Origin of the sequence: Eudoraea sp., assembly GCF_049665975.1 — a bacterium.
GTDB lineage: Bacteria > Bacteroidota > Bacteroidia > Flavobacteriales > Flavobacteriaceae > Eudoraea.
Map to the genome: position 1 here is coordinate 1 of NZ_JBATGR010000210.1, position 20,099 is coordinate 20,099.

The following is a 20,099-nucleotide window of genomic DNA, read 5'->3' on the forward strand; positions in this document are numbered from 1 at the left end:
CAAAAGCTATCTCCTCAGCAAATTCAGTTGATGAAGTTAATTCAGCTTCCTACGCAGGCATTTGAACAGCGAATAAATCAGGAACTTGAGGAAAATCCGGCCTTAGAAAGTGGCAAAGAAGAAAAAAGTTCATTAGACGATGATTTTAATGAAGACTATGAAGGAGAATCAGATAGTGAAAATATAGCAGCAGAAGATATTAATATTGATGACTATTTAAGTGATGACGAAGTGCCTGATTATCGTACGAGGGCCAATAATTACAGCCCCGATGATGATGAAAAGAGTATTCCTTATGCCGCCGGTATCTCGTTCAATCAATACCTAATTAACCAATTAAATACAGTATATCTCGATGATCTGGAATGGGCTATTGCTGAATTTTTGGTTGGTAGTGTTGATGAGAGCGGTTATATACGAAGACCTTTAGCTGATATTGCAGATGATTTGGCATTTACCCAAAACATCCATTGCGAAGAGAGGGATATTGAAAGAGTTTTAAAAATTGTCCAGGAATTGGATCCTCCTGGTGTTGCTGCAAGAACCTTGGATGAGTGTCTCATTCTTCAACTTAAACGTAAAGAAAGAACATCAAATATTGAATTAGCTATTAACATTCTGGATAAGTCCTTCGAGCAATTTACCAAAAAACACTACAACAAACTGCTTCAGAAATACGATATAAACGAAGATGAGCTTAAAGAAGCTGTATTAGAAATCGAAAAATTAAATCCAAAACCAGGTGGATCTTACGCGGGAAGTAGTAAAGTTATTGAACATATTGTTCCAGATTTTTCTATTAAGATTTTGGATGGAGAACTGGAATTGACCTTAAATGGAAGAAATGCTCCTGAACTTCATATTTCGAATGAATACAGTAATATGCTAGCTGGCTATAAGAGTGCAAAGGATAAGTCCAAATCACAAAAAGATGCTGTAATGTTCATCAAACAGAAGTTGGATTCTGCAAAGTGGTTTATAGATGCCATAAAACAGCGGCAACAGACGCTCTATATCACTATGAATGCAATAATGCAATATCAAAAAGAGTACTTTCTTAGTGGTGATGAACGTAAATTACGACCTATGATCTTAAAAGATATTGCAGATGCTATTCATATGGATGTGTCTACAGTGTCAAGGGTTGCTAATAGTAAATATGTTGATACTCCCTATGGCACCAAATTAATTAAAGTATATTTCTCCGAATCAATGAAGAATGAAGAAGGGGAAGATGTCTCTACCAGGGAAATCAAAAGTATATTGAAAACTGTAATAAGAGAAGAAGAGAAGAAAAAACCTCTCACAGATGATAAATTGGCTGCCATACTAAAAGATAAAGGATATCCAATTGCAAGGCGCACTGTAGCCAAGTACAGAGAACAACTGGGTATACCGGTCGCGCGTCTTAGAAAGCAGATTTAATGAAATTGTTTTTCAAAATAATTTCTCATTTATTCCATCCTATTTTTGTGCCAATAGCGGGGACTATTACTTATTTTGTCATAACTCCGAAATACAGCCCACTTGAACTTCAAAGCGGTAACGTATTGCCCATTTTCATACTTACGGTCATTATTCCCATTATTAGTTTTCTGATATTGAAAAACCTGGGAGTTGTTCGTTCAATTTTTTTACCGGGCATAAACGAACGAAAATATCCATTGATTATTCAAATTGCCTTACTCCTGATGATAATCATAAAGGTAATCCCTAATAATTATACCCTCGAATTGAATTTTTTCTTTATTGGATTACTAAGCGCTACTATGGCCTGTCTTTTTTTGACTTTTTTTAAATTTAAAACCAGTTTACATATGGCAGGGATGGGTAGCTATCTTATGTTTTTAATCGCACTGAGTATTCATTTTGAAGTTAATATAATTATTGCCATAAGCCTTTTTACCCTATTAACGGGAATCTTAGCTACCGCAAGACTCTATCTAAACAGGCATAGCAGAGCTGAAGTCTTAATAGGTTTTATAATTGGATTTGGGTCTCAATTATTGACTATCAAATTCTGGCTATAACTTTATAGTATATAAAAGATAATTCCAATTCTTAAAGGTCTAAATTCAATTGAATCTCCCTCAATAGTAGTTACATCATCGTTAAACAAATTACTTAATGCATAATAAGCATGCACATTGAAAGTACTATAACCAAAATTAAGCATAACACCATATCTGAAATTACTTATATCGGAGTTGTTAAAAGATATCTTTGCTGAATCAGAGACAAACTTGGATCTGCTACCTACTACATAGCCCAATTTCATTCCCGCATAAATTCGCCAAAATTTGTAATTACTTGGTGTGGATGTACGCCATCTGAATTCTATGGGCATTTCTATAACATGAGTATCTAATTTATTGCGCTTATAAGAAACATCAGAATCAAGTACAATATATTCGAGACCATTCTCAGTTTCATTAACAAACAAGTTCGTATAATAGTTGTTATATGCATATCCAAGACCTATACCTATTCCAAAGTTCCTTCGGCTGTTTAAGGGAATATCCTTGATAAATCCACCTTTTAATCCGTAAGAAAAATTACCCTGAGTAACTCCATCAGGTTTATTCAGTATAAAGTTATACGTTATCCCGAGATAAAATTGATCCTCCAGATATTTAAGATCTTCGGCTTCAGTATTCACCTGTGCAAATAGATTTATCGAGAAACCTAAAATAAAAAATAGTGTATAGCGTTTCATAGAATTTTAAAGGTAAATAATAAACGAAACCAAGAGTATAAAAAAAGCGCTTCAAAATATATTTTGAAGCGCTTTTACAATTATATAAGTGTATAAGTTAATTCTTTACTGCAAATTTCTAAAAGCATCACCCTCATAGGTAGTATAATTAACCTTTAGAGCGTTTACTTTTCGCAACTCTTGTTTAATATCTGCTATAAGACCCATATTGGCATCTTTATCCACTTTAAGAGCAGTAGTCAGAACATTTTGCAGTTCCTGTGACTTTTTAGCTCTTTCCTGCAAAATAAAATCTCCAACCTCTGAAACATTTGCAAATTTATCATTCAGTTGTATTTTTGGTTCAGTACCAAAAACCTTCTGATATTCCCGGGTGGGTTTACCCACATAGATGTACAATACTCTATCCTTTTTTTCCAACTTCTTTACCTCACTAGCATTTGGTAAGGTATTCTGAACCATTAACGAGCTATCTTTCATTACGGTTACAGTCATAAAAAAGAACAATAGCATAAAAACAATATCAGGCAAGGAAGCCGTTGATACCGCGGGTAGATCCCCATCTTTTTTCTTATTAAATTTTGCCATAATTATAACTTAACTCCAGGTTAATTACTAGTTGATGTTTCTGCCTCGGATAATTTTTGAGGAAAGATTTCCTGTACTTTCTGCACCTTTACTTTTAAATCATCTCTGGTACTCGCTGGTGTTTCGGGATTAAGAAATTCAGATTCCATTTCCGTAAAATTTCTTCCATAAAGACGCTGGGCTTCTCTATTTCGAAGATCATTGTAAGCTCCTACCAATTCATTTTGCACCGTTATGTAGGTACCATACTTGGTCTCGCGATCATTTTTCAGAGATATAATTGCTTTCGTCGGATTATCTGAAGAACTCGCATCCTTTTTACCCTTACAGTAATTGCAACTACCATCACCTCCATTATCCAGAAATGCGATAGCTTTCCCTCTAAGCTGTTTAAGATCAAGCAGTTCTTCCTCAACCAGCAACTGCCCATTTTTGTTGATATTAACCGTAAAAATATTCTTTTGCTTAATAACAACGTCCGTGTCTGGCGGCTCCATCGGTGGAAGCATTCTATCTAAACCTGCATCTGTTTCAATAGTCGTTGTAACTAAGAAAAATATAAGCAGCAAAAAGGCAATGTCTGCCATAGATCCTGCATTAACTTCTGGTGGTCCTCCTCTTCTAGGCATAGTTTATAGTTTTTATTTGTTCGACATGTTCTTAAATGCACCCATGACCATCGCTGCAATTGCTATTAGTACAAGGAGAAAAAACATATTGAGACCAGTCCCAATTCTTCTTATCGTAGTTTCCGAAGTTTCAATACCCCTGCCGGCCATTTCTTCAATACTTACATCAGTGCCACTCGCAAGAACATAAGAAATTAGAACAACCACAATAAACCCACCAATAACCATAAGGGTCTTTTTCAGGCTTTTCGGATTTGCAAATAAATTCTTAAGTGTAAAAACAAGACTTACGACTACTGCAAATCCCAATAGAAGGTAGGTAATTATGAACATAAAATTCATAGCTCCACTCTCTACAGCTTCAGAGGCAGGAACATCTCTTCCTGGCAGCTGATACCAAAGTATCGCCGATAACGCTCCTAAAACAACCAATACTATTTTAATAATTTTATTCATAATATTTATTATTAAGTGAGCGATTTATTTTTTATGGTCTACCAGCATATCGATCAAACTGATCGATGAATCTTCCATATCATTTACGATACTATCTATTTTAGCAATAATATAATTATAGAAAATCTGAAGAATAATAGCCGTTATAAGACCAAAAACTGTAGTTAATAAAGCAACCTGAATATCCCCTGCAATTAAGGAGGCACTAAGGTTACCAACAGCACTAATCTTTTGGAAGGCCTGGATCATACCAATTACCGTTCCCATGAATCCTAACATAGGTGCAATAGCAATAAATAAGGATAACCAGGAAACATTTTTCTCTAATTGTCCCATTTGAACACCTCCGTAAGCAACAACTGCCTTTTCAGCTGATTCAATGCTCTCACCAGCTCTATCTAAGCCCTGGTAATAAATTGATGCTACAGGCCCTTTTGTATTTCTGCATACCTCTTTTGCAGCTTCAATACCTCCGGATGCAAGAGCATCTTCTACTTGTTGTTTCAATTTTGTAGTATTGGTGCTTGCCATATTCAAATAAATGATTCTTTCAATGGCAACAGCCAAACCTAAAATTAAACATAAAAGAACAATACCCATAAAACCAGCTCCACCTTGAATAAACTGCTCTTTTAATACTTGGGTAAAACCTTTTGATGATTCATCCGCTGCTTCATCCTGAAGCATTATTGTAGCTGTGGCCACAGTTGCAGAAAAATTAGAAACTATTGCGTTCGCTTTCGCGCTTACCGTATTTGTGCTTAGAACAAATAACCCAGCCATTGCCAGGATCGAGAATAATCTTTTCATTTCTTTCAAACTTAAATTTAGTTAGTTAATAGGGTTAAAGATAAAAAAAAAATACAATTAAAAAATTAAAAGTTCATACTAGTTAGAAGGCCAATGCGATTGACTTTGGTAAATCCTACTTATAAGGAACAAAAAAGTTGTATTTAATTTCATTACAAGCCAGAAGTAAAATACTAATTTCTTGTTTATGGCAGAGAGGAAGGGATTCGAACCCTCGATACACTTTTGGTGTATACACACTTTCCAGGCGTGCGCCTTCGACCACTCGGCCACCTCTCTATACTATAAATTATAGGGCGAGCAATTAACAAAAAAAAATTGGTTTAAAAAACTTTAACCACTTAATTTTAGGTCAATTCTCCCCGTAGTGAAGTTTCAAAAATTGTCCTAAAGGATTTATTTGAAACACCGCTTCCTAATAGATACATAAGTTTTGTAATTGCCGCTTCGGTGGTAATATCACCTCCATCAATAAGTTGTAACCTCTTAAGCTCTTCACTCGTGCTATATCTGCCCATAATTACCGACCCTCCTGAACACTGTGTAACATTGACAATCTGCAAACCATTTTTAATTGCTTCCCCCAGATCTGACAACAACCAATCATCTGTAGGTGCATTGCCTGCACCATATGTCTCAAAAACCAGTGCTTTTAAGTTTGGTATGTTCAATATTGCCTGTAGCAATTCCCGGCTAAAACCTGGAAAAAGTTTAAAAATTGCAACATTGGTGTCCATTACTTTATGAACTGTTAACTTTTTCCTTTTTTGGTTTTTTAAAAGATAATTTTTATTAATTTTTAAATGAACACCTGATTCTACCAGAGCAGGGTAATTTAATGATGTGAATGCCTCAAAGTGCTCGGCATTAATTTTGGTAGTTCTGTTCGCACGATATAATTTGTATTCAAAATACAGACATACCTCCTGTATTACCGCTTGGTTATTTTCTTGCAAAGCAGCTATTTGAATAGAAGTGATTAGATTTTCCTTGGCATCTGTACGCAAATCTCCAATAGGTAATTGAGAACCGGTAAAAATTACAGGTTTAGAAAGGTTTTCGAGCATATAACTTAAAGCAGATGAAGAATAACTCATGGTATCACTTCCCTGAAGTACAACAAAGCCGTCATATTTATCGTAATGTTTCTCAATTATAGTAGCTATGGAAACCCAATGCGAAGGGTTCATATTGGAAGAGTCTAATGGTTTTTTAAATGATATACTATCAATTTTACACTCCAACTGACTTAATTCCGGGATATTACTTACTAGCTTATTAAAATCAAAAGCTCTTAAGGTTTCTGAAGAGTAGTCTTTGACCATACCTATGGTGCCTCCAGTATAGATGAGTAAAACGTTTACTTTTTTGCTCATATAGAAAAATGATTTTGGTTATATATTATTCTGGAATATATGCTTTAAAAGTAAAAACTACTAAACCCCAAAAACCTCTTTAGAATTCTGTGTTGTAATATTTGCAATTACCTTTTCATCCAGACCATAGATCAGCGAGAGTTTTTTTAATACCTGCAGTAAATATACACTTTCATTGCGTTTACCCCTATAGGGGACAGGGGCTAAATAAGGACTATCTGTTTCCAATACAATATGAGTCAAGTCAATCTTATTTAAAAACGCATCGATTTTTCCATTTTTAAAGGTAACTACCCCCCCTATACCCAGTTTCATATTAAAACCTATAGCCCTTTTGGCTTGCTCTTCAGTACCGGTAAAACAATGAAATATTCCAAAAAGTTCTTCTGCTTTTTCCTCTTCTAGCACTTCAAAAATTTCGTTGAACGAATCTCTGCAATGAATTACTATAGGTAAGCCATACTTTTTCGCCAGGTGTATTTGGAATTTAAATGCCTCCTGCTGTTCCCTTAAATAAGTCTTATCCCAATACAGATCTATTCCTATCTCGCCTATAGCATAGAAATGTCTTTTTGACAACATAAGTTCAACATGCCTGAGCTCTTCTTTATAATTCTCCTTTACATGAGTTGGGTGTAACCCCATCATTAGAAACATGTTTTTGGGGTATTGCATTTCAAGATCCAACATTGATTTGGTATATGAAGAATCAATAGATGGAATGAAAAAACGTTCAATTCCATGGTCGAGTGCATTTTGTATAACCCTATCTCTATCCTCATCAAAGGCTTCACTATATAAGTGAGTGTGTGTGTCTGTAATGATCATGGAGCAAAAATAGAATTATCTTTGTCAAAAAAAACATTAGATGCGCAATCTGAAAAAAGTTTTAAAGAATAAAGGATATTCTATAATTCCCCTGATTATAAGCGGCACCAATCATTTAGAGGTTAATGCCAGTATTAATGGAATTAGCGGACGTTTTATTTTAGATACGGGCGCATCTAATACCTGTGTGGGAGTTGATAAAGCCAGTTATTTTAAACTTGTTTCAAAAGATTCTAAAATCAAAGCGGCCGGTGCTGGTGCTACCGATATGGAAACCCTTGTTTCAACAAAAAATAAAATTGAAATTGGCAGCTGGATAAAGCAAAAGCAAAAGATAGTTGTTTTTGACCTGGTTCATGTAAATGAAGCCCTTAAAGCACATAAGTGTCTTCCGGTTGACGGAATTATAGGGGCAGATATTCTAATAAAATGTAAGGCTGTGATTGATTATGCTTCCGGGAATTTATTTTTGAAAAATAAAAAATAACCTTTGTGACATTCTACTCGAAATTCATCTACAACTCAAGCGCTTTTTCCGGGGATCCTTCCATCAATAATTCCACTGGGTTTTCCAAAGCCTCTTTTACGGCAACCAGAAATCCCACAGATTCTTTACCATCAATGATTCTATGATCATAAGATAGTGCAACATACATTATTGGTGCGATAACTATTGCTCCTTCCTTAACCACCGGCCGTTCTACTATATTATGCATCCCAAGAATTCCGCTTTGTGGTGGATTTATTATTGGTGTTGATAACATTGAGCCAAAAACCCCGCCATTAGATATTGTAAAAGTTCCTCCTGTCATTTCATCTACAGTAATCTGTCCTTCACGAGCTCTTATTGCAAGGCGTTTCACCTCTGCTTCTATGCCTCTAAAAGTAAGGTTTTCGGCATTTCTTATAACAGGCACCATAAGACCCTTTGGCCCGGAAACGGCAATGCTTATATCGCAAAAATCAAAAGAAAGCATCTCTTTACCATCAATCATGGAGTTTACAGATGGGAACATCTCCAAAGCTCTTATCACGGCTTTGGTAAAAAATGACATGAAACCAAGACTTACATCATATTTGTCCTTAAAAATCTCTTTGTATTGTTTTCTCAAGGCAAAAACTGCCGACATATCTACTTCATTAAAAGTAGTAAGCATGGCCGTTTCGTTTTTTGCAGCTACCAGGCGCTCTGCCACTTTACGCCTGAGCATTGAAAGTTTAGACCTGTGTTCGCCACGACTACCACCGGTAGGACTGCCCATTGAAGGTACAGATTTCACTGCGTCTTCCTTTGTAATTCTACCTTCTTTGCCCGTTCCGTCTAATCTTGCGGGATCTATACCTTTCTCATCGAGTATTTTTCTGGCAGCTGGTGAAGGCACGCCCTTGGCATAGGATTCCTTTGAAACTTCTTTCTTGGCAGGTTCTTCCTGATTAACAATAACCTCAGTTTTATCTTCCTTTTTTTCCTCGGTTATTAAAGCACCATCTTTTGGTCTTTCGGCGCTTGTATCAATAAGACAGACAACTTCTCCAACGGCTACAGCGTCTCCTTCTTCCGCTTTCAAGGTAATTATACCGCTCTCTTCAGCCGGTAATTCCAAAGTCGCTTTATCCGAATCTACCTCAGCAATTGCCTGGTCCTTCTCTACATAATCTCCATCACTAACCAGCCATTCTGCTATTTCAACTTCAGTAATGGATTCACCCGGAGATGGAACTTTCATTTCTAAAATCATGCCTTACACTTTTATAATGGTTTCTTTAATTACTATTACTAATAAAATCTTCTTTTACCGGAAGATAATCCAATCTAATCTCTCCGTTGACCTCTATACGGTCAAAAAATAACTTGGCCCCTATAGAATCTTCCATATCTGGGGCATTTTGCAAGCTTATATGCAAGTGAGCTTCCGTTGAATTTCCGGAGTTACCACATTTCGCAAGGATTTCACCTTTCCTTATGTCCTGCCCTTCCTCAACAAAAATAGAACCTTTCATTAAATGGGCCAGAAGCACATACTCATCTCTATCAGTCCTTAAAACTATGGTATTTCCTGTAAGCTGCTGCTCATTGGTTTCTCCCGGAATATTATCAGGGACACCATCAATAACTTTAACTACCCTGGCATCGCAAGGAGCTATGATATCCTCTCCGAAAGCAAAATAGCTTTCATTAAGTAATGGATCGGCATCATAAGAAGTACCATTTTCCACCTTCAAAATGTCATAGGCATATTGCTGTGTAACTTCTCTCACATGATAATTGTCCGCTTCCGTCACTCCGCCCCAATATACAAACCATTCCCCATTAAAAGGTAAACTCATGAATGTTATATTCCTTTCCAATATTGGGATCCCTAACGATTTTGGCTTGGAGATTAACAAACCATTTATCTTATTCTGAGGGGATAAGGTTACGGTCAAATCTGCTACCGATTTGTCAAAAACAACTCTATACACATGAGCTCCTTCTTGCAGTGTATAAAACTGCATGGATTTAATTTCACCTGTCAAGCGATTTATATTATTCTCAAAAAAATTTCTGGTTTCGATATTTGTATATGTATTTTTCATGCCTGCATCATACAAATCGTAAATGCCATCGTAATCTCCACTGTTAAAACGCTCGGTAAATACTGATACAAACCTTTCATAGTTAGGTTGCTCATTCTGGGAGAATGAGCTAAGAGAAAAGAATATTAATAAGAGTAGTACAGGTCTCATTCTTTTTTATATTCATTTTTGACAACCCGCCTGGTCATATTGTCTTTGGTTTTATCAAAGACATAATCAATAATCTGCTGCTGTCTTAATTTAGAACGAACAGCACTACCCGCTGCAGGGGATGCATAAAAACGTCTTGATGCTACACGAAACTTTTGAGTCTCACCATAATGAGTAAACATATGGCTCCATGCTCCCATATTCCGAGGCTCTTCTTGTGCCCAAACCCAATCATCGGCCTTTTTATACTTATTTATAATAGCAGTCATTTTTTGTTCAGGAACAGGAAACAATTGCTCAACTCGCACCAAAGCAACATCATCTCGTTTATTTTCATCTTTAAATGCCAGTAAGTCATAATAGAATTTTCCGGAACAAAAAACCAGGCTTCTAACCTTATCAATTTCAGCGTTGGCATCATCAATTACTTCCTGAAAACTGCCGCTGGAAAATTCTTCAACACCAGAAACCGCTTTTGGGTGACGCAACAAACTTTTAGGTGTAAATACAATCAGGGGTTTTCTGAAATTGGCCTTCATTTGCCTCCTTAGCAAATGAAATATGTTTGCTGGAGTAGTACAATCTGCGACATACATATTGTCTCTTGCACATAATTGAAGATACCTTTCCATTCTTGCCGATGAGTGCTCTGCCCCCTGACCTTCATATCCGTGGGGTAAGAGCATTACTAGTCCGTTCTGTAATTTCCATTTATCTTCTGCAGCAGATATATACTGATCTATCATAATCTGTGCTCCGTTGCTAAAATCACCAAACTGCGCTTCCCAAATAGTTAAAGTATTTGGACTGGCCATGGCATATCCGTAATCAAAACCTACTACTCCGTATTCTGATAAAAGCGAATTATAAATCTGAAACCTTCCCTGATTATCATTCAGATTGTTTAATAACATTATTTCTTCTTCACTTTCCTCCACCTTCATCACCGCGTGACGGTGTGAAAAAGTTCCTCTTTCTACATCCTGTCCAGACATACGAACATCAAAACCTTCTTCTAAGAGGGTTCCGTAAGCGAGTAGTTCACCCATTGCCCAATCCAGTTTATCTGTTTCGAAGAACATTTTTTTGCGATCCCCTACCAGTTTTTCAACTTTACGCAAAAACTTCTTATCCTTCGGTAGTTGAGTAATAGTCTTTGCAATTTCAGTTAATTTTGTCTTATCATATGAAGTGTCCACGGCATCCAACATTTCCCATTCACGGACATTTTGAAAACCACTCCACTCATCTGCCATAAAAGGAGTAATAATGGTTTTATCTTCTTTTCTTGAATCTTCTAATTCTTCTTCTAAACTGGCTTTATACTCCTGCTCTAACTCTTTTACAAAATCTTTATCAATAATACCCAGTGCAATTAATTTTTCGGAATATATCTCTCTCGGATTCTTATGTTTGGCAATAGCCTTATACAATTTAGGTTGTGTAAAACGTGGTTCATCTCCTTCATTATGTCCATACTTTCTGTACCCTAATAAGTCAAGGAAAACATCGCTTTTAAAACGCATTCTGTATTCTAAAGCAAACAGGGATGCATGGACTACTGCCTCAACATCATCCGCATTCACATGCAACACAGGACTTAATGTAACTTTGCCAACATCAGTGCAATATGTGGAAGATCTCCCATCGAGATAGTTAGTGGTAAAACCAATTTGATTGTTAACAACAATATGAATCGTACCATTGGTTTTATAACCGTCTAATTGTGCCATCTGCACTATTTCATAAGCTATTCCCTGTCCGGCAATTGCCGCATCACCGTGAACTACAATAGGTAAAACTTTAGAAAAATTTTCCGGATAATGTGTGTCTTGTTTGGCCCGGCTAATACCTTCCACCACAGCACCTACGGTTTCCAGATGGGAAGGGTTAGGAGCAATATTCATGTTAATTTTATTGCCATTATCAGCCTTACGTTCAGAGGTCCATCCTAAATGATATTTTACATCTCCGTCAAAAATTTCCTCTTCATAGTCCTTGCCATCAAACTCACTAAAAATATCTTTGGCAGATTTTCCGAAAATATTAGTCAATACATTAAGTCTTCCCCTATGGGCCATACCCATGACAAATTGCTTTACACCCATTTCTGCCGCTCTTTCAACAATAGCATCAATTGCCGGGATAAGTGATTCATTTCCTTCCAATGAAAATCTTTTCTGACCCACATATTTCGTATGCAAAAATGCCTCAAAAGACACAGCCTGATTAAGTTTTCGAAGTATATGTTTCTTTCGGTTTTGGTTGAAGTTCGGGTGATTGTCATTTACATTCAGCCACTCTTGAATCCATTGAACACGTTCGGGCTTTCTTATATACATATACTCTACCCCTATGGCATCACAATATATGCGTTGCAAATGGCTAATGATATCTCTAAGTTCTCTTGGACCCAGCCCAATTACTTCACCTGCATTAAATACCGTGTTTAAGTCGAGTTGAGATAATCCAAAATTTTCTATTTCAAGTGTAGGAGAATATTTTCTTCTTTCTCTAACAGGATTTGTTTTGGTAAACAAATGGCCTCTGCTGCGGTAGGCATCAATTAATTTCACCACCTGAAATTCTTTGAACAAAGTTTCAGGAATTACTACTGATTTCCCATCAACAAACACAGATGATCCATTTTGACCCCCTATGTCCATTTCATCCAGGGCACTTTCCATTCCGAAATCAAATCCCTGGAAAAAAGCACGCCAACTAGGTTCTACGCTGTCCGGATTTGTCAGATACCTGTCATATAATTCTGCAAAGAAAGACGTATGCGCTGTATTTAAAAAGGAATATTTATCCATGAACGCCAATTCAATATTTTGTAAAAAATTAGATCAAAAATACAATAATTAATAGTTTAAGAGATTATATAGTAGTGTATTAATTGAAAATCATAGTTTATGGTCTTGAAACTTTTATCCCGATATAAATACTTTGTTCTAATAGTAGCATTCTCCATTATGGGGTTAAGCTGCTCAGCACAGCAACGAAAACCACAAAGTGAGTTTTGGAGAAATGTCCGATACGGAGGTGCTTTAGGCTTTGGTTTTGGAAGCAACAGCTTTAGCATTGCAGTTGCTCCAAGTGCTATTTATCAGGTAAGTGAGAAGTTTGCCACCGGTGTATCTTTGAATTTTGAATATTCAAAATTCGGAGATTCTGAATTTACGGCATACGGAGGAAGTATCTTGAATTTTTTTAATCCAATCCCCGCCATTCAATTATCAGCTGTACTTCAACCGCTAAGGGTTAGCACAAATTATAGTTCCGCTTCCCTGTTAGTGGACGAAAATTACTGGACCACAGCGCTTTTTATGGGAATAGGATACAGTACCAGGAATGTTACTTTTGGCATACAATATGACGTATTGCATAATGACAGAAGTATTTATGCCGATCCCTGGGTCCCTTTTATAAGAATGTATTTTTAAAATAGCATTCTCTGTTTCCTCTATTAGTATTGCTTTCTAAACCATACTTTTTGCCATACTCTTTTTAATATGAGAAAGGTATAATGAACGCTAATATTCTGTTCATGGAGTGTTGTAATTTTCCCCGCCGTTGTTTCAGGTAAATCGACAATGTAAAGAAGATTCAAAAAATCTGAAAATTTTTCCTCAATAAGAAATTGAATATTTTTTTGAAGCAAATATTTGAGTTCTTCCGGATCAGTATCAGGGGGCAAATCAATAGTCAAATTAGCCAGACTAAAATCTTTTTTTAATTGCAATAAAAGGTCCTTATAAAGTTGATGCGATTGTGCATATTTTATAAGTTCTTCACTTTCTTTGAACTCTGGTATCATAAAAAAATAAACCTCTTTTTTTAAATCCAATTATCAGAATAAACAACTCCATTTATGGGTGCTAAGAAAAAGATTTAATCTATTTTAACCAGTGAATTATTAAGAATTATTTTCTTATTTTTCGCTCCCAATCCCATGCAGATTTCATTGCCTGGTCTAAAGTAGAACCTGCTTTCCAACCTAAAATTTCATTTGCCTTTTTAGTATCTGCATAGGCAGTAATTATATCGCCAGATCGTCTTTCTACAATAGAATAATTAAGTTTCTTTCCTGAAATCCGTTCAAAACTAGAGATAACTTCTAAGACTGAGCTGCCTTCGCCTGTACCTACATTAAAAACTTCGTAATTCTGTGGATTCTTACCGGCCAAAAGTCGCTCTAAAGCCACCACATGTGCCTTAGCTAAATCAACCACATGAATATAATCTCTAATGCAGGTGCCATCCGGTGTTGGATAATCATCGCCAAAAACAGAGAGTTGATCTCTTAATCCAACCCCTGTTTGTGTAATAAAGGGAACCAAATTTTGTGGAACACCAATAGGTAATTCTCCTATCTCCGCGCTGGGATGGGCACCCATAGGATTAAAATATCTTAATGAGATAGCCTGAAGTTCCGGATCTACCCTACATGTATCACTAATTATTTCTTCTCCAATCTGTTTTGTGTTACCGTAAGGTGATTCAGCCTTTTTCACAGGAGCATCTTCCGTAATGGGCATTTGGTCTGCTTGTCCATAAACAGTGCAAGAGGAACTAAAAATAAAACTCTGCTTTTTATTTGCCGTTATTTCCTGAAGCAGATATATAAGGGTATTTATATTGTTTTCGTAATATAATAATGGTTTTTCTACACTTTCTCCAACCGCCTTAGATGCGGCAAAATGTATAGTTCCTTTAATATCGGTATGCCTTTTGAAAAAATCATGAACCTTTTCTTTCTCCCTTAAATTAATTTTCTCAAAGACAGGCATTTTTTTCGAAATTGCAAAAATACCATCCAAAACCTTCTCTGATGAATTAGAGCAATCGTCAATAATAACAACTTCATAGCCAGAATTTTGTAACTCCACTACGGTATGTGAACCAATAAATCCAAGTCCGCCTGTTACAAGAATTTTCATATGAATAATTTTAGTTTAGAGGGATGGCCAATTTGCTGTAAATACATTAATATATAATTATTATTTTAAGAATTGAATTACGGTATCGGCAATAAATGAGATTTGGTCATCCTCCAATTCGGTATGCATAGGCAAGGATAAAACCTCTTTAACGAGTTCATTGGTCACGGGAAAATCAGATTCTTTATAACGTTTATCTATATACGCCTTCTGTTTGTGCAATGGAATAGGGTAATAAATTCCAAAAGGGATGTTCTTTTCAGCCAAATGTTCAGCCAACTCATCCCTTTTACCATTCATAATTCGAATTGTGAATTGATGAAATACATGGCAATCGCAGTTTTCGCAGATTCCTGAGCAATTATTCCCTGTTTTAGGTAAAATTATAAAATCTTGTCCCTGGAACCTGTTCATATATTTACGGGCAGCTTCTCTTCGCCGGTTACAATAAGTGTCAAGATTTGGCAGTTTTGCTCTTAAAACAGCTGCCTGGATTGTATCTAACCTGGAATTCACTCCAATGACATCATGATGGTAGCGGGTATACATTCCGTGATTTACAATTCCTCTAAGGGTATGAGCGAGTTCGTCATTATCCGTAAATATTGCTCCCCCATCTCCATAGCAACCCAAATTTTTGGATGGAAAAAATGAGGTAGAGGCAACATGTCCTATAGCCCCGGCTTTTTTCTTTTTTCCGTTCTTAAAAGTATAATTGGCTCCTATCGCCTGGGCATTATCCTCTATAACAAAAATCCCGTTTTTTTCTGCAATATCCATAATGGCATCCATATTTGCACACTGCCCAAAAAGATGAACAGGAACAATGGCCTTGGTTTTAGAAGTTATCGCCTTTTCAATTGCAATCGGGTCAATATTGAAGGTGTCGGGTTCAACATCTACCAATACTGGTGTTAGCCCTAATAAGGCTATTACTTCAACCGTAGCCGCAAAGGTAAAGTCTGCTGTAATTACCTCATCACCAGGTTCAAGCCCAAGACCCATCATTGCAATTTGCAGGGCATCTGTACCATTAGCACAAGGAATTACATGTTTCACCTGCAAATAATCTTCCAGATCTTTTTGAAACGCATGCACTTCAGGGCCATTTATAAAAGCTGCAGAATTTAATATCTGAGCTATGGACTCATCTACCTGCTTTTTAATCCCCTGGTACTGTCCAACCAGATCTACCATTTGTAGCTTTTTCATAAGAGTTTATTAAGTGAGCAATAATACAAAAATAAGGAACCGCTACCAATGAAATTTGACAAAGAAGCGTATTTTAGCTACAAATTCTCAGTACGTGTATATCCTCTATAATTTAGCAATATATATTAGCTCGTTCTTTTTACCTGTAATTGCTTTTTTCAGTGCCAAAGTCAAGCTTTTTATAAATGGAAGAAAGAATGTTTTTACTGAACTAAAAAAGCATATTACAGAAAAAGATTCCACCATTTGGATACACGCGGCTTCACTTGGCGAGTATGAACAAGGCTTGCCTATTGTAGAAAAATTAAAAGCAGAATATCCCACTTTCAAAATTGTAGTTTCCTTTTTTTCTCCATCGGGTTATGAAGTTGTGAAGCATTCTACCGAGGCCGATTTGGTTACCTACCTTCCTCTGGATACAATGAATAATGCTAAGAGATTTGTCAAACTCCTGCAGCCAAAGATCGCTATTTTTATAAAATATGAAATATGGCCTAATATGCTCAATGAACTTCATAAAAGTGGTATTCCAATACTTCTTATTTCTGCAATTTTCAAAAGTGATCAGATCTATTTCAAATGGTATGGAGGATTTATGAGAAATGCATTGAAAAAATTTTCTCATTTTTTTATTCAGGATTCGGAATCCCTAAAATTATTGAATTCCATTGGGATGGATAATACCACGATAAGTGGTGATACAAGATTTGATCGAGTTTCTGAAATCCTGCAAAAAAATAATTCACTGGAATTTATGGATAATTTGACGCAAAATTATCCCTGTTTTGTAATGGGTAGTACATGGTCTGAAGATGAAGAAATTTTGGTTGATTATATCAATGCCTCTTCGCATCAAATGAAGTATGTAATTGCACCACATAGAATTACCCCAAAGGATATAGAACGTCTGCGGCAGAGTATTAAAAAGCATAGCCTTTTGTTGTCAGAATCTTCAGGAAATTTTTCAGGAGAGCCACAAGTTTTAATCGTAGATAGCATTGGACTATTGACAAAAATTTATAGTTATGCCGATATAGCCTATGTAGGAGGAGCATTCTTAAAAGGTGGACTTCATAACACTCTGGAACCCGCAGTATTTGGGATTCCGGTAATTATTGGGCCTAATTATGAAGGATTTAAGGAAGCTGAAGAATTAGTTAAGCTAAATGGCGTCTTTCCTGTGGGTGATAAAGCCGAGTTTACCAAACTGGCAGATAAACTATTTCTGGATTCGAATTTGCGCCTTACGGCTGGTAGTATAAATATTTCCTACATTAATAAAAACAAGGGGGCAAGCATCCAAGTAATGAATCATATCCGTACATTAATATAGCTATACATTGTATTTCGGATGAAAACCAAAATAAGATCATCCGGTCAATGGAGAACTGGTTCAAAGGAAAAACCAATTAATTATAAACTGGCATTTCTTTCGTAATTAATCCAAAAATAAGACTGATGAAATTTGCCCCTTTTCATACCTTATTGTTATGTCTTTTGTTTTGCACTATTTCATGCAAGGAGAGCGCAAAAGAAGTTAATGATCCCAACACAAAACAAAATTCTACTACAGATTCTCTACCTAATAACAACATTAAGAATGAGCGGGATTTAAAAACAAAACCAGGTTCTATAAAGCCAACAAAAGAACAACTGGACCGCGCAATTGAAAAAAAGAAAAAATCAAGTATTTTGGATTCTTTGAAACCTAAGACTGCCTGACTTCTGGTTCAAATTTATTTTCTTTTCCTTTTTTTGCTAGATTTACCAAAACCAGCAAACCATGGACAAAAGGATTTTCAGAATTTCATTAACCGCCGCGCTGGCAGGTTTTTTATTTGGCTTTGATACCGTAGTAATAAGTGGTGCCAATTTACCAATTAAAGAATTGTGGAACACATCACCGTGGTTCCATGGCACTTTCATAATGTCCATGGCTTTATGGGGCACGGTAATAGGTTCTCTTTTCGGCGGTATCCCATGTGATCTTTTTGGTAGAAAGAAAACATTATTCTGGATTGGTGTTTTATATTTTGTCTCGGCCATGGGATCTGCTATGGCTGTTGATCCCTATATGTTTTCTTTCTTCAGATTTATCGGTGGTCTTGGGGTAGGCGCTTCCTCTGTCGCAGCTCCAATTTATATTTCAGAGATTTCATCATCTAAAAACCGGGGCCAGTTGGTAGCCTTATATCAATTTAATATTGTCTTTGGTATTTTTATCGCTTTTATTTCTAATTATTTATTTAAAGGTTTTGATGGAGCTAATGATTGGCGCTGGATGCTTGGTGTAGAAGCTATTCCTGCTTTAATATACAGTTTAATGGTTCTAAAAATACCGAACAGCCCACGCTGGTTAGTGATAAAAAAACAGGATGATACGGGCGCATTAAAAGTATTGGAATATCTTTCAAATAAAGAACATGCGGAGGTAAAACTCGAGGAGATAAAGAATTCTTTTAATGTTTCAGATAAAAAAGAAAAGTTATTTACAAGCAAATACAAAAAGCCACTTATTCTTGCCTTTTTACTTGCATTCTTTAACCAGCTATCCGGAATTAATTTTGTTCTTTACTACGCGCCGGAGATTTTGGAAAGAGCAGGTTTGGCTGCCAGAGAATCTTTATTCAGTTCTATTTCCATAGGAGTTGTCAATTTAATTTTTACCCTTGTTGGAATACGATTAATTGATAAAGTGGGAAGAAAAGAATTGATGAAAATAGGGTCTGTTGGTTATATCATAAGTCTTGCAATGGTTGGCTGGTGTTTTTATAGCGGAGCCAGTTCAACAATTCTTCTTGTCTTCATTCTCATTTTTATCGCTTCACATGCCATTGGACAAGGCGCTGTCATTTGGGTTTTTATTTCCGAGATTTTTCCAAATAAAGTCAGAGCATTTGGTCAATCATGGGGTACTGGTACACATTGGGTATTTGCGGCTTTAATCACTCTGCTTACCCCTATATTCCTTGATGCAAATGATGGTGTCTTTAAGGACAACCCATGGCCAATCTTTCTGTTTTTTGCTTTTATGATGATATTACAATTGTTATTCGTATTATTTATGATGCCTGAAACCAAGGGAATTTCACTGGAAGAACTGGGGAAAAAATTAAGTCCGGATAAAATTTCGCGTAAAAAGTAAAATGCCCTTTACCGAAAATTCAGGTATTACATCTCAAAAAGTCCTATTCTGATTGACTTTTAGTCGAATTATGGTATCTCAAATGTAATTTTATTGTCATAAATATGTACATTGTAGGAAATTATATGAATTATGGAAGATCAATTATCTTTTGGCACAAAGCTCCTTAACGGGTTCCTTAGCATAATGGTAGTGGTTTTGGTCTTAATTCTGGCTGCCGTTGTAATTACCCTTATTTTGGCAGGCTTGGGATTCTTTTAAACAGGACGCAAATCCAAATTTCCCCAATCTTACCCTTTAATGTTTATCTTATAACTTATTTATACTTCTTATCTCATTTTGTATTAATTCAAATACAATCAATCATTGTCTAACTGAAGATTGAAAAAAGTGGGGTTTATAATAAGTCTGGTAATAGTTTCTTGAAAGCCTTTCGGAATCTAAATTTCAACAAATATTCTTGTCAATTCATTTCCCTAATAATATATTCCGGATTATCACAGTCTACTTATGTATATTGCAAATTAAAATTTAAAACGAGATTTAATGCGCTTTCGCACACTGGTATATTTTCTATTACTAATTTCCGGGCTATTTGGTTGTAAAAATCTGGAGAAAACCAGAACAATTAAATTAGCCCATGGCCTTGATGTAAACCACTCCGTTCAT

Annotated in this window: 21 protein-coding genes and 1 tRNA gene; 8 read left to right on the plus strand and 14 right to left on the minus strand. The window is 36.1% G+C overall.

Annotated features, from left to right (window positions below):
• Together rpoN and WBN20_RS07875 are read left to right on the plus strand one after the other, a co-directional pair.
• On the plus strand, positions 1-1,425 hold a 1,425-nt coding region (rpoN, locus tag WBN20_RS07870; RefSeq protein WP_424281293.1), incomplete at its 5' end, for an RNA polymerase factor sigma-54.
• Positions 1,425-2,030 (plus strand): hypothetical protein, encoded by a 606-nt coding sequence (locus WBN20_RS07875; RefSeq protein WP_424281294.1) that lies wholly within the window; start codon positions 1,425-1,427, stop codon positions 2,028-2,030. The genes rpoN and WBN20_RS07875, both read left to right, overlap by 1 nt.
• A 2-nt stretch (positions 2,031-2,032) precedes the next feature.
• Here the strand turns inward: WBN20_RS07875 and WBN20_RS07880 are convergent, their stop codons facing one another.
• From WBN20_RS07880 to WBN20_RS07915, 8 genes are all read right to left on the minus strand, one after another.
• A complete protein-coding gene (locus WBN20_RS07880) occupies positions 2,033-2,716 on the minus strand; it encodes a porin family protein (RefSeq protein WP_424281295.1) in 684 nt (227 codons plus the stop codon).
• A gap of 105 nt (positions 2,717-2,821) precedes the next feature.
• Positions 2,822-3,304, minus strand: coding sequence for an ExbD/TolR family protein (locus tag WBN20_RS07885; RefSeq protein ID WP_424273161.1), 483 nt, complete (start codon positions 3,302-3,304; stop codon positions 2,822-2,824).
• Positions 3,305-3,324: 20 nt separating this feature from the next.
• Entirely contained in the window at positions 3,325-3,933 is a 609-nt protein-coding gene (locus WBN20_RS07890; RefSeq protein ID WP_424281296.1) for an ExbD/TolR family protein, read from the minus strand.
• Between the two features lie 12 nt (positions 3,934-3,945).
• The gene (locus WBN20_RS07895) at positions 3,946-4,389 is read right to left on the minus strand and encodes a hypothetical protein (protein WP_424275526.1); all 444 of its coding nucleotides are present in this window, start codon (positions 4,387-4,389) and stop codon (positions 3,946-3,948) included.
• Positions 4,390-4,413: 24 nt separating this feature from the next.
• Positions 4,414-5,199: a MotA/TolQ/ExbB proton channel family protein gene (locus WBN20_RS07900; RefSeq protein ID WP_424275527.1), complete on the minus strand. Its 786-nt coding sequence runs from the start codon at positions 5,197-5,199 to the stop codon at positions 4,414-4,416.
• A gap of 188 nt (positions 5,200-5,387) precedes the next feature.
• A tRNA-Ser gene (locus WBN20_RS07905) sits at positions 5,388-5,478 on the minus strand.
• Between the two features lie 68 nt (positions 5,479-5,546).
• On the minus strand, positions 5,547-6,575 hold the full coding sequence (locus tag WBN20_RS07910) for an asparaginase (protein WP_424275528.1): 1,029 nt from the start codon (positions 6,573-6,575) through the stop codon (positions 5,547-5,549).
• Between the two features lie 60 nt (positions 6,576-6,635).
• A complete protein-coding gene (locus WBN20_RS07915) occupies positions 6,636-7,403 on the minus strand; it encodes a TatD family hydrolase (protein WP_424272867.1) in 768 nt (255 codons plus the stop codon).
• A gap of 40 nt (positions 7,404-7,443) precedes the next feature.
• On the opposite strand from WBN20_RS07915, the gene WBN20_RS07920 reads away from it, so the two are divergent.
• Positions 7,444-7,890 carry a retropepsin-like aspartic protease gene (locus WBN20_RS07920; protein WP_424281297.1) on the plus strand — a complete coding sequence of 149 codons (447 nt, stop codon included), beginning with the start codon at positions 7,444-7,446 and terminating at the stop codon, positions 7,888-7,890.
• Between the two features lie 28 nt (positions 7,891-7,918).
• Here the strand turns inward: WBN20_RS07920 and odhB are convergent, their stop codons facing one another.
• Genes odhB through WBN20_RS07935 form a run of 3 tightly spaced genes read right to left on the minus strand, consistent with a single transcriptional unit; the run spans position 7,919 to position 12,946 of the window.
• Positions 7,919-9,142, minus strand: coding sequence for a 2-oxoglutarate dehydrogenase complex dihydrolipoyllysine-residue succinyltransferase (gene odhB / locus WBN20_RS07925; RefSeq protein ID WP_424281298.1), 1,224 nt, complete (start codon positions 9,140-9,142; stop codon positions 7,919-7,921).
• A 25-nt stretch (positions 9,143-9,167) separates the two neighbouring features.
• On the minus strand, positions 9,168-10,130 hold the full coding sequence (locus tag WBN20_RS07930; RefSeq protein WP_424281299.1) for a peptidoglycan DD-metalloendopeptidase family protein: 963 nt from the start codon (positions 10,128-10,130) through the stop codon (positions 9,168-9,170).
• A complete protein-coding gene (locus WBN20_RS07935; protein ID WP_424281300.1) occupies positions 10,127-12,946 on the minus strand; it encodes a 2-oxoglutarate dehydrogenase E1 component in 2,820 nt (939 codons plus the stop codon). Before WBN20_RS07935 ends, WBN20_RS07930 begins: the two co-directional genes overlap by 4 nt.
• A gap of 99 nt (positions 12,947-13,045) precedes the next feature.
• Here WBN20_RS07935 and WBN20_RS07940 point away from each other — a divergent pair, with 99 nt between their 5' ends.
• Positions 13,046-13,576, plus strand: coding sequence for an alpha-ketoglutarate decarboxylase (locus tag WBN20_RS07940; RefSeq protein WP_424281301.1), 531 nt, complete (start codon positions 13,046-13,048; stop codon positions 13,574-13,576).
• A 23-nt stretch (positions 13,577-13,599) separates the two neighbouring features.
• Here the strand turns inward: WBN20_RS07940 and WBN20_RS07945 are convergent, their stop codons facing one another.
• The 3 genes from WBN20_RS07945 to WBN20_RS07955 form a co-directional block, all read right to left on the minus strand.
• Positions 13,600-13,950 carry a hypothetical protein gene (locus WBN20_RS07945; RefSeq protein ID WP_424281302.1) on the minus strand — a complete coding sequence of 117 codons (351 nt, stop codon included), beginning with the start codon at positions 13,948-13,950 and terminating at the stop codon, positions 13,600-13,602.
• A 106-nt stretch (positions 13,951-14,056) separates the two neighbouring features.
• Entirely contained in the window at positions 14,057-15,073 is a 1,017-nt protein-coding gene (galE, locus tag WBN20_RS07950) for a UDP-glucose 4-epimerase GalE (protein WP_424281303.1), read from the minus strand.
• Positions 15,074-15,133: 60 nt separating this feature from the next.
• Positions 15,134-16,285, minus strand: coding sequence for a DegT/DnrJ/EryC1/StrS family aminotransferase (locus WBN20_RS07955; protein WP_424281304.1), 1,152 nt, complete (start codon positions 16,283-16,285; stop codon positions 15,134-15,136).
• Positions 16,286-16,340: 55 nt separating this feature from the next.
• Between WBN20_RS07955 and WBN20_RS07960 the strand changes: the two genes are divergently transcribed.
• The 4 genes from WBN20_RS07960 (at position 16,341) to WBN20_RS07975 (ending at position 19,691) form a co-directional block, all read left to right on the plus strand.
• A complete protein-coding gene (locus tag WBN20_RS07960; RefSeq protein WP_424281305.1) occupies positions 16,341-17,618 on the plus strand; it encodes a 3-deoxy-D-manno-octulosonic acid transferase in 1,278 nt (425 codons plus the stop codon).
• A 125-nt stretch (positions 17,619-17,743) separates the two neighbouring features.
• Positions 17,744-18,007, plus strand: a complete 264-nt coding sequence (locus WBN20_RS07965) for a hypothetical protein (RefSeq protein ID WP_424272877.1) — start codon at positions 17,744-17,746, stop codon at positions 18,005-18,007.
• A gap of 61 nt (positions 18,008-18,068) precedes the next feature.
• Positions 18,069-19,430: a sugar porter family MFS transporter gene (locus tag WBN20_RS07970; RefSeq protein ID WP_424281306.1), complete on the plus strand. Its 1,362-nt coding sequence runs from the start codon at positions 18,069-18,071 to the stop codon at positions 19,428-19,430.
• 132 nt (positions 19,431-19,562) lie between these two features.
• The gene (locus tag WBN20_RS07975) at positions 19,563-19,691 is read left to right on the plus strand and encodes a hypothetical protein (RefSeq protein ID WP_348137509.1); all 129 of its coding nucleotides are present in this window, start codon (positions 19,563-19,565) and stop codon (positions 19,689-19,691) included.
• The last annotated feature ends 408 nt before the right edge of the window (positions 19,692-20,099 follow it).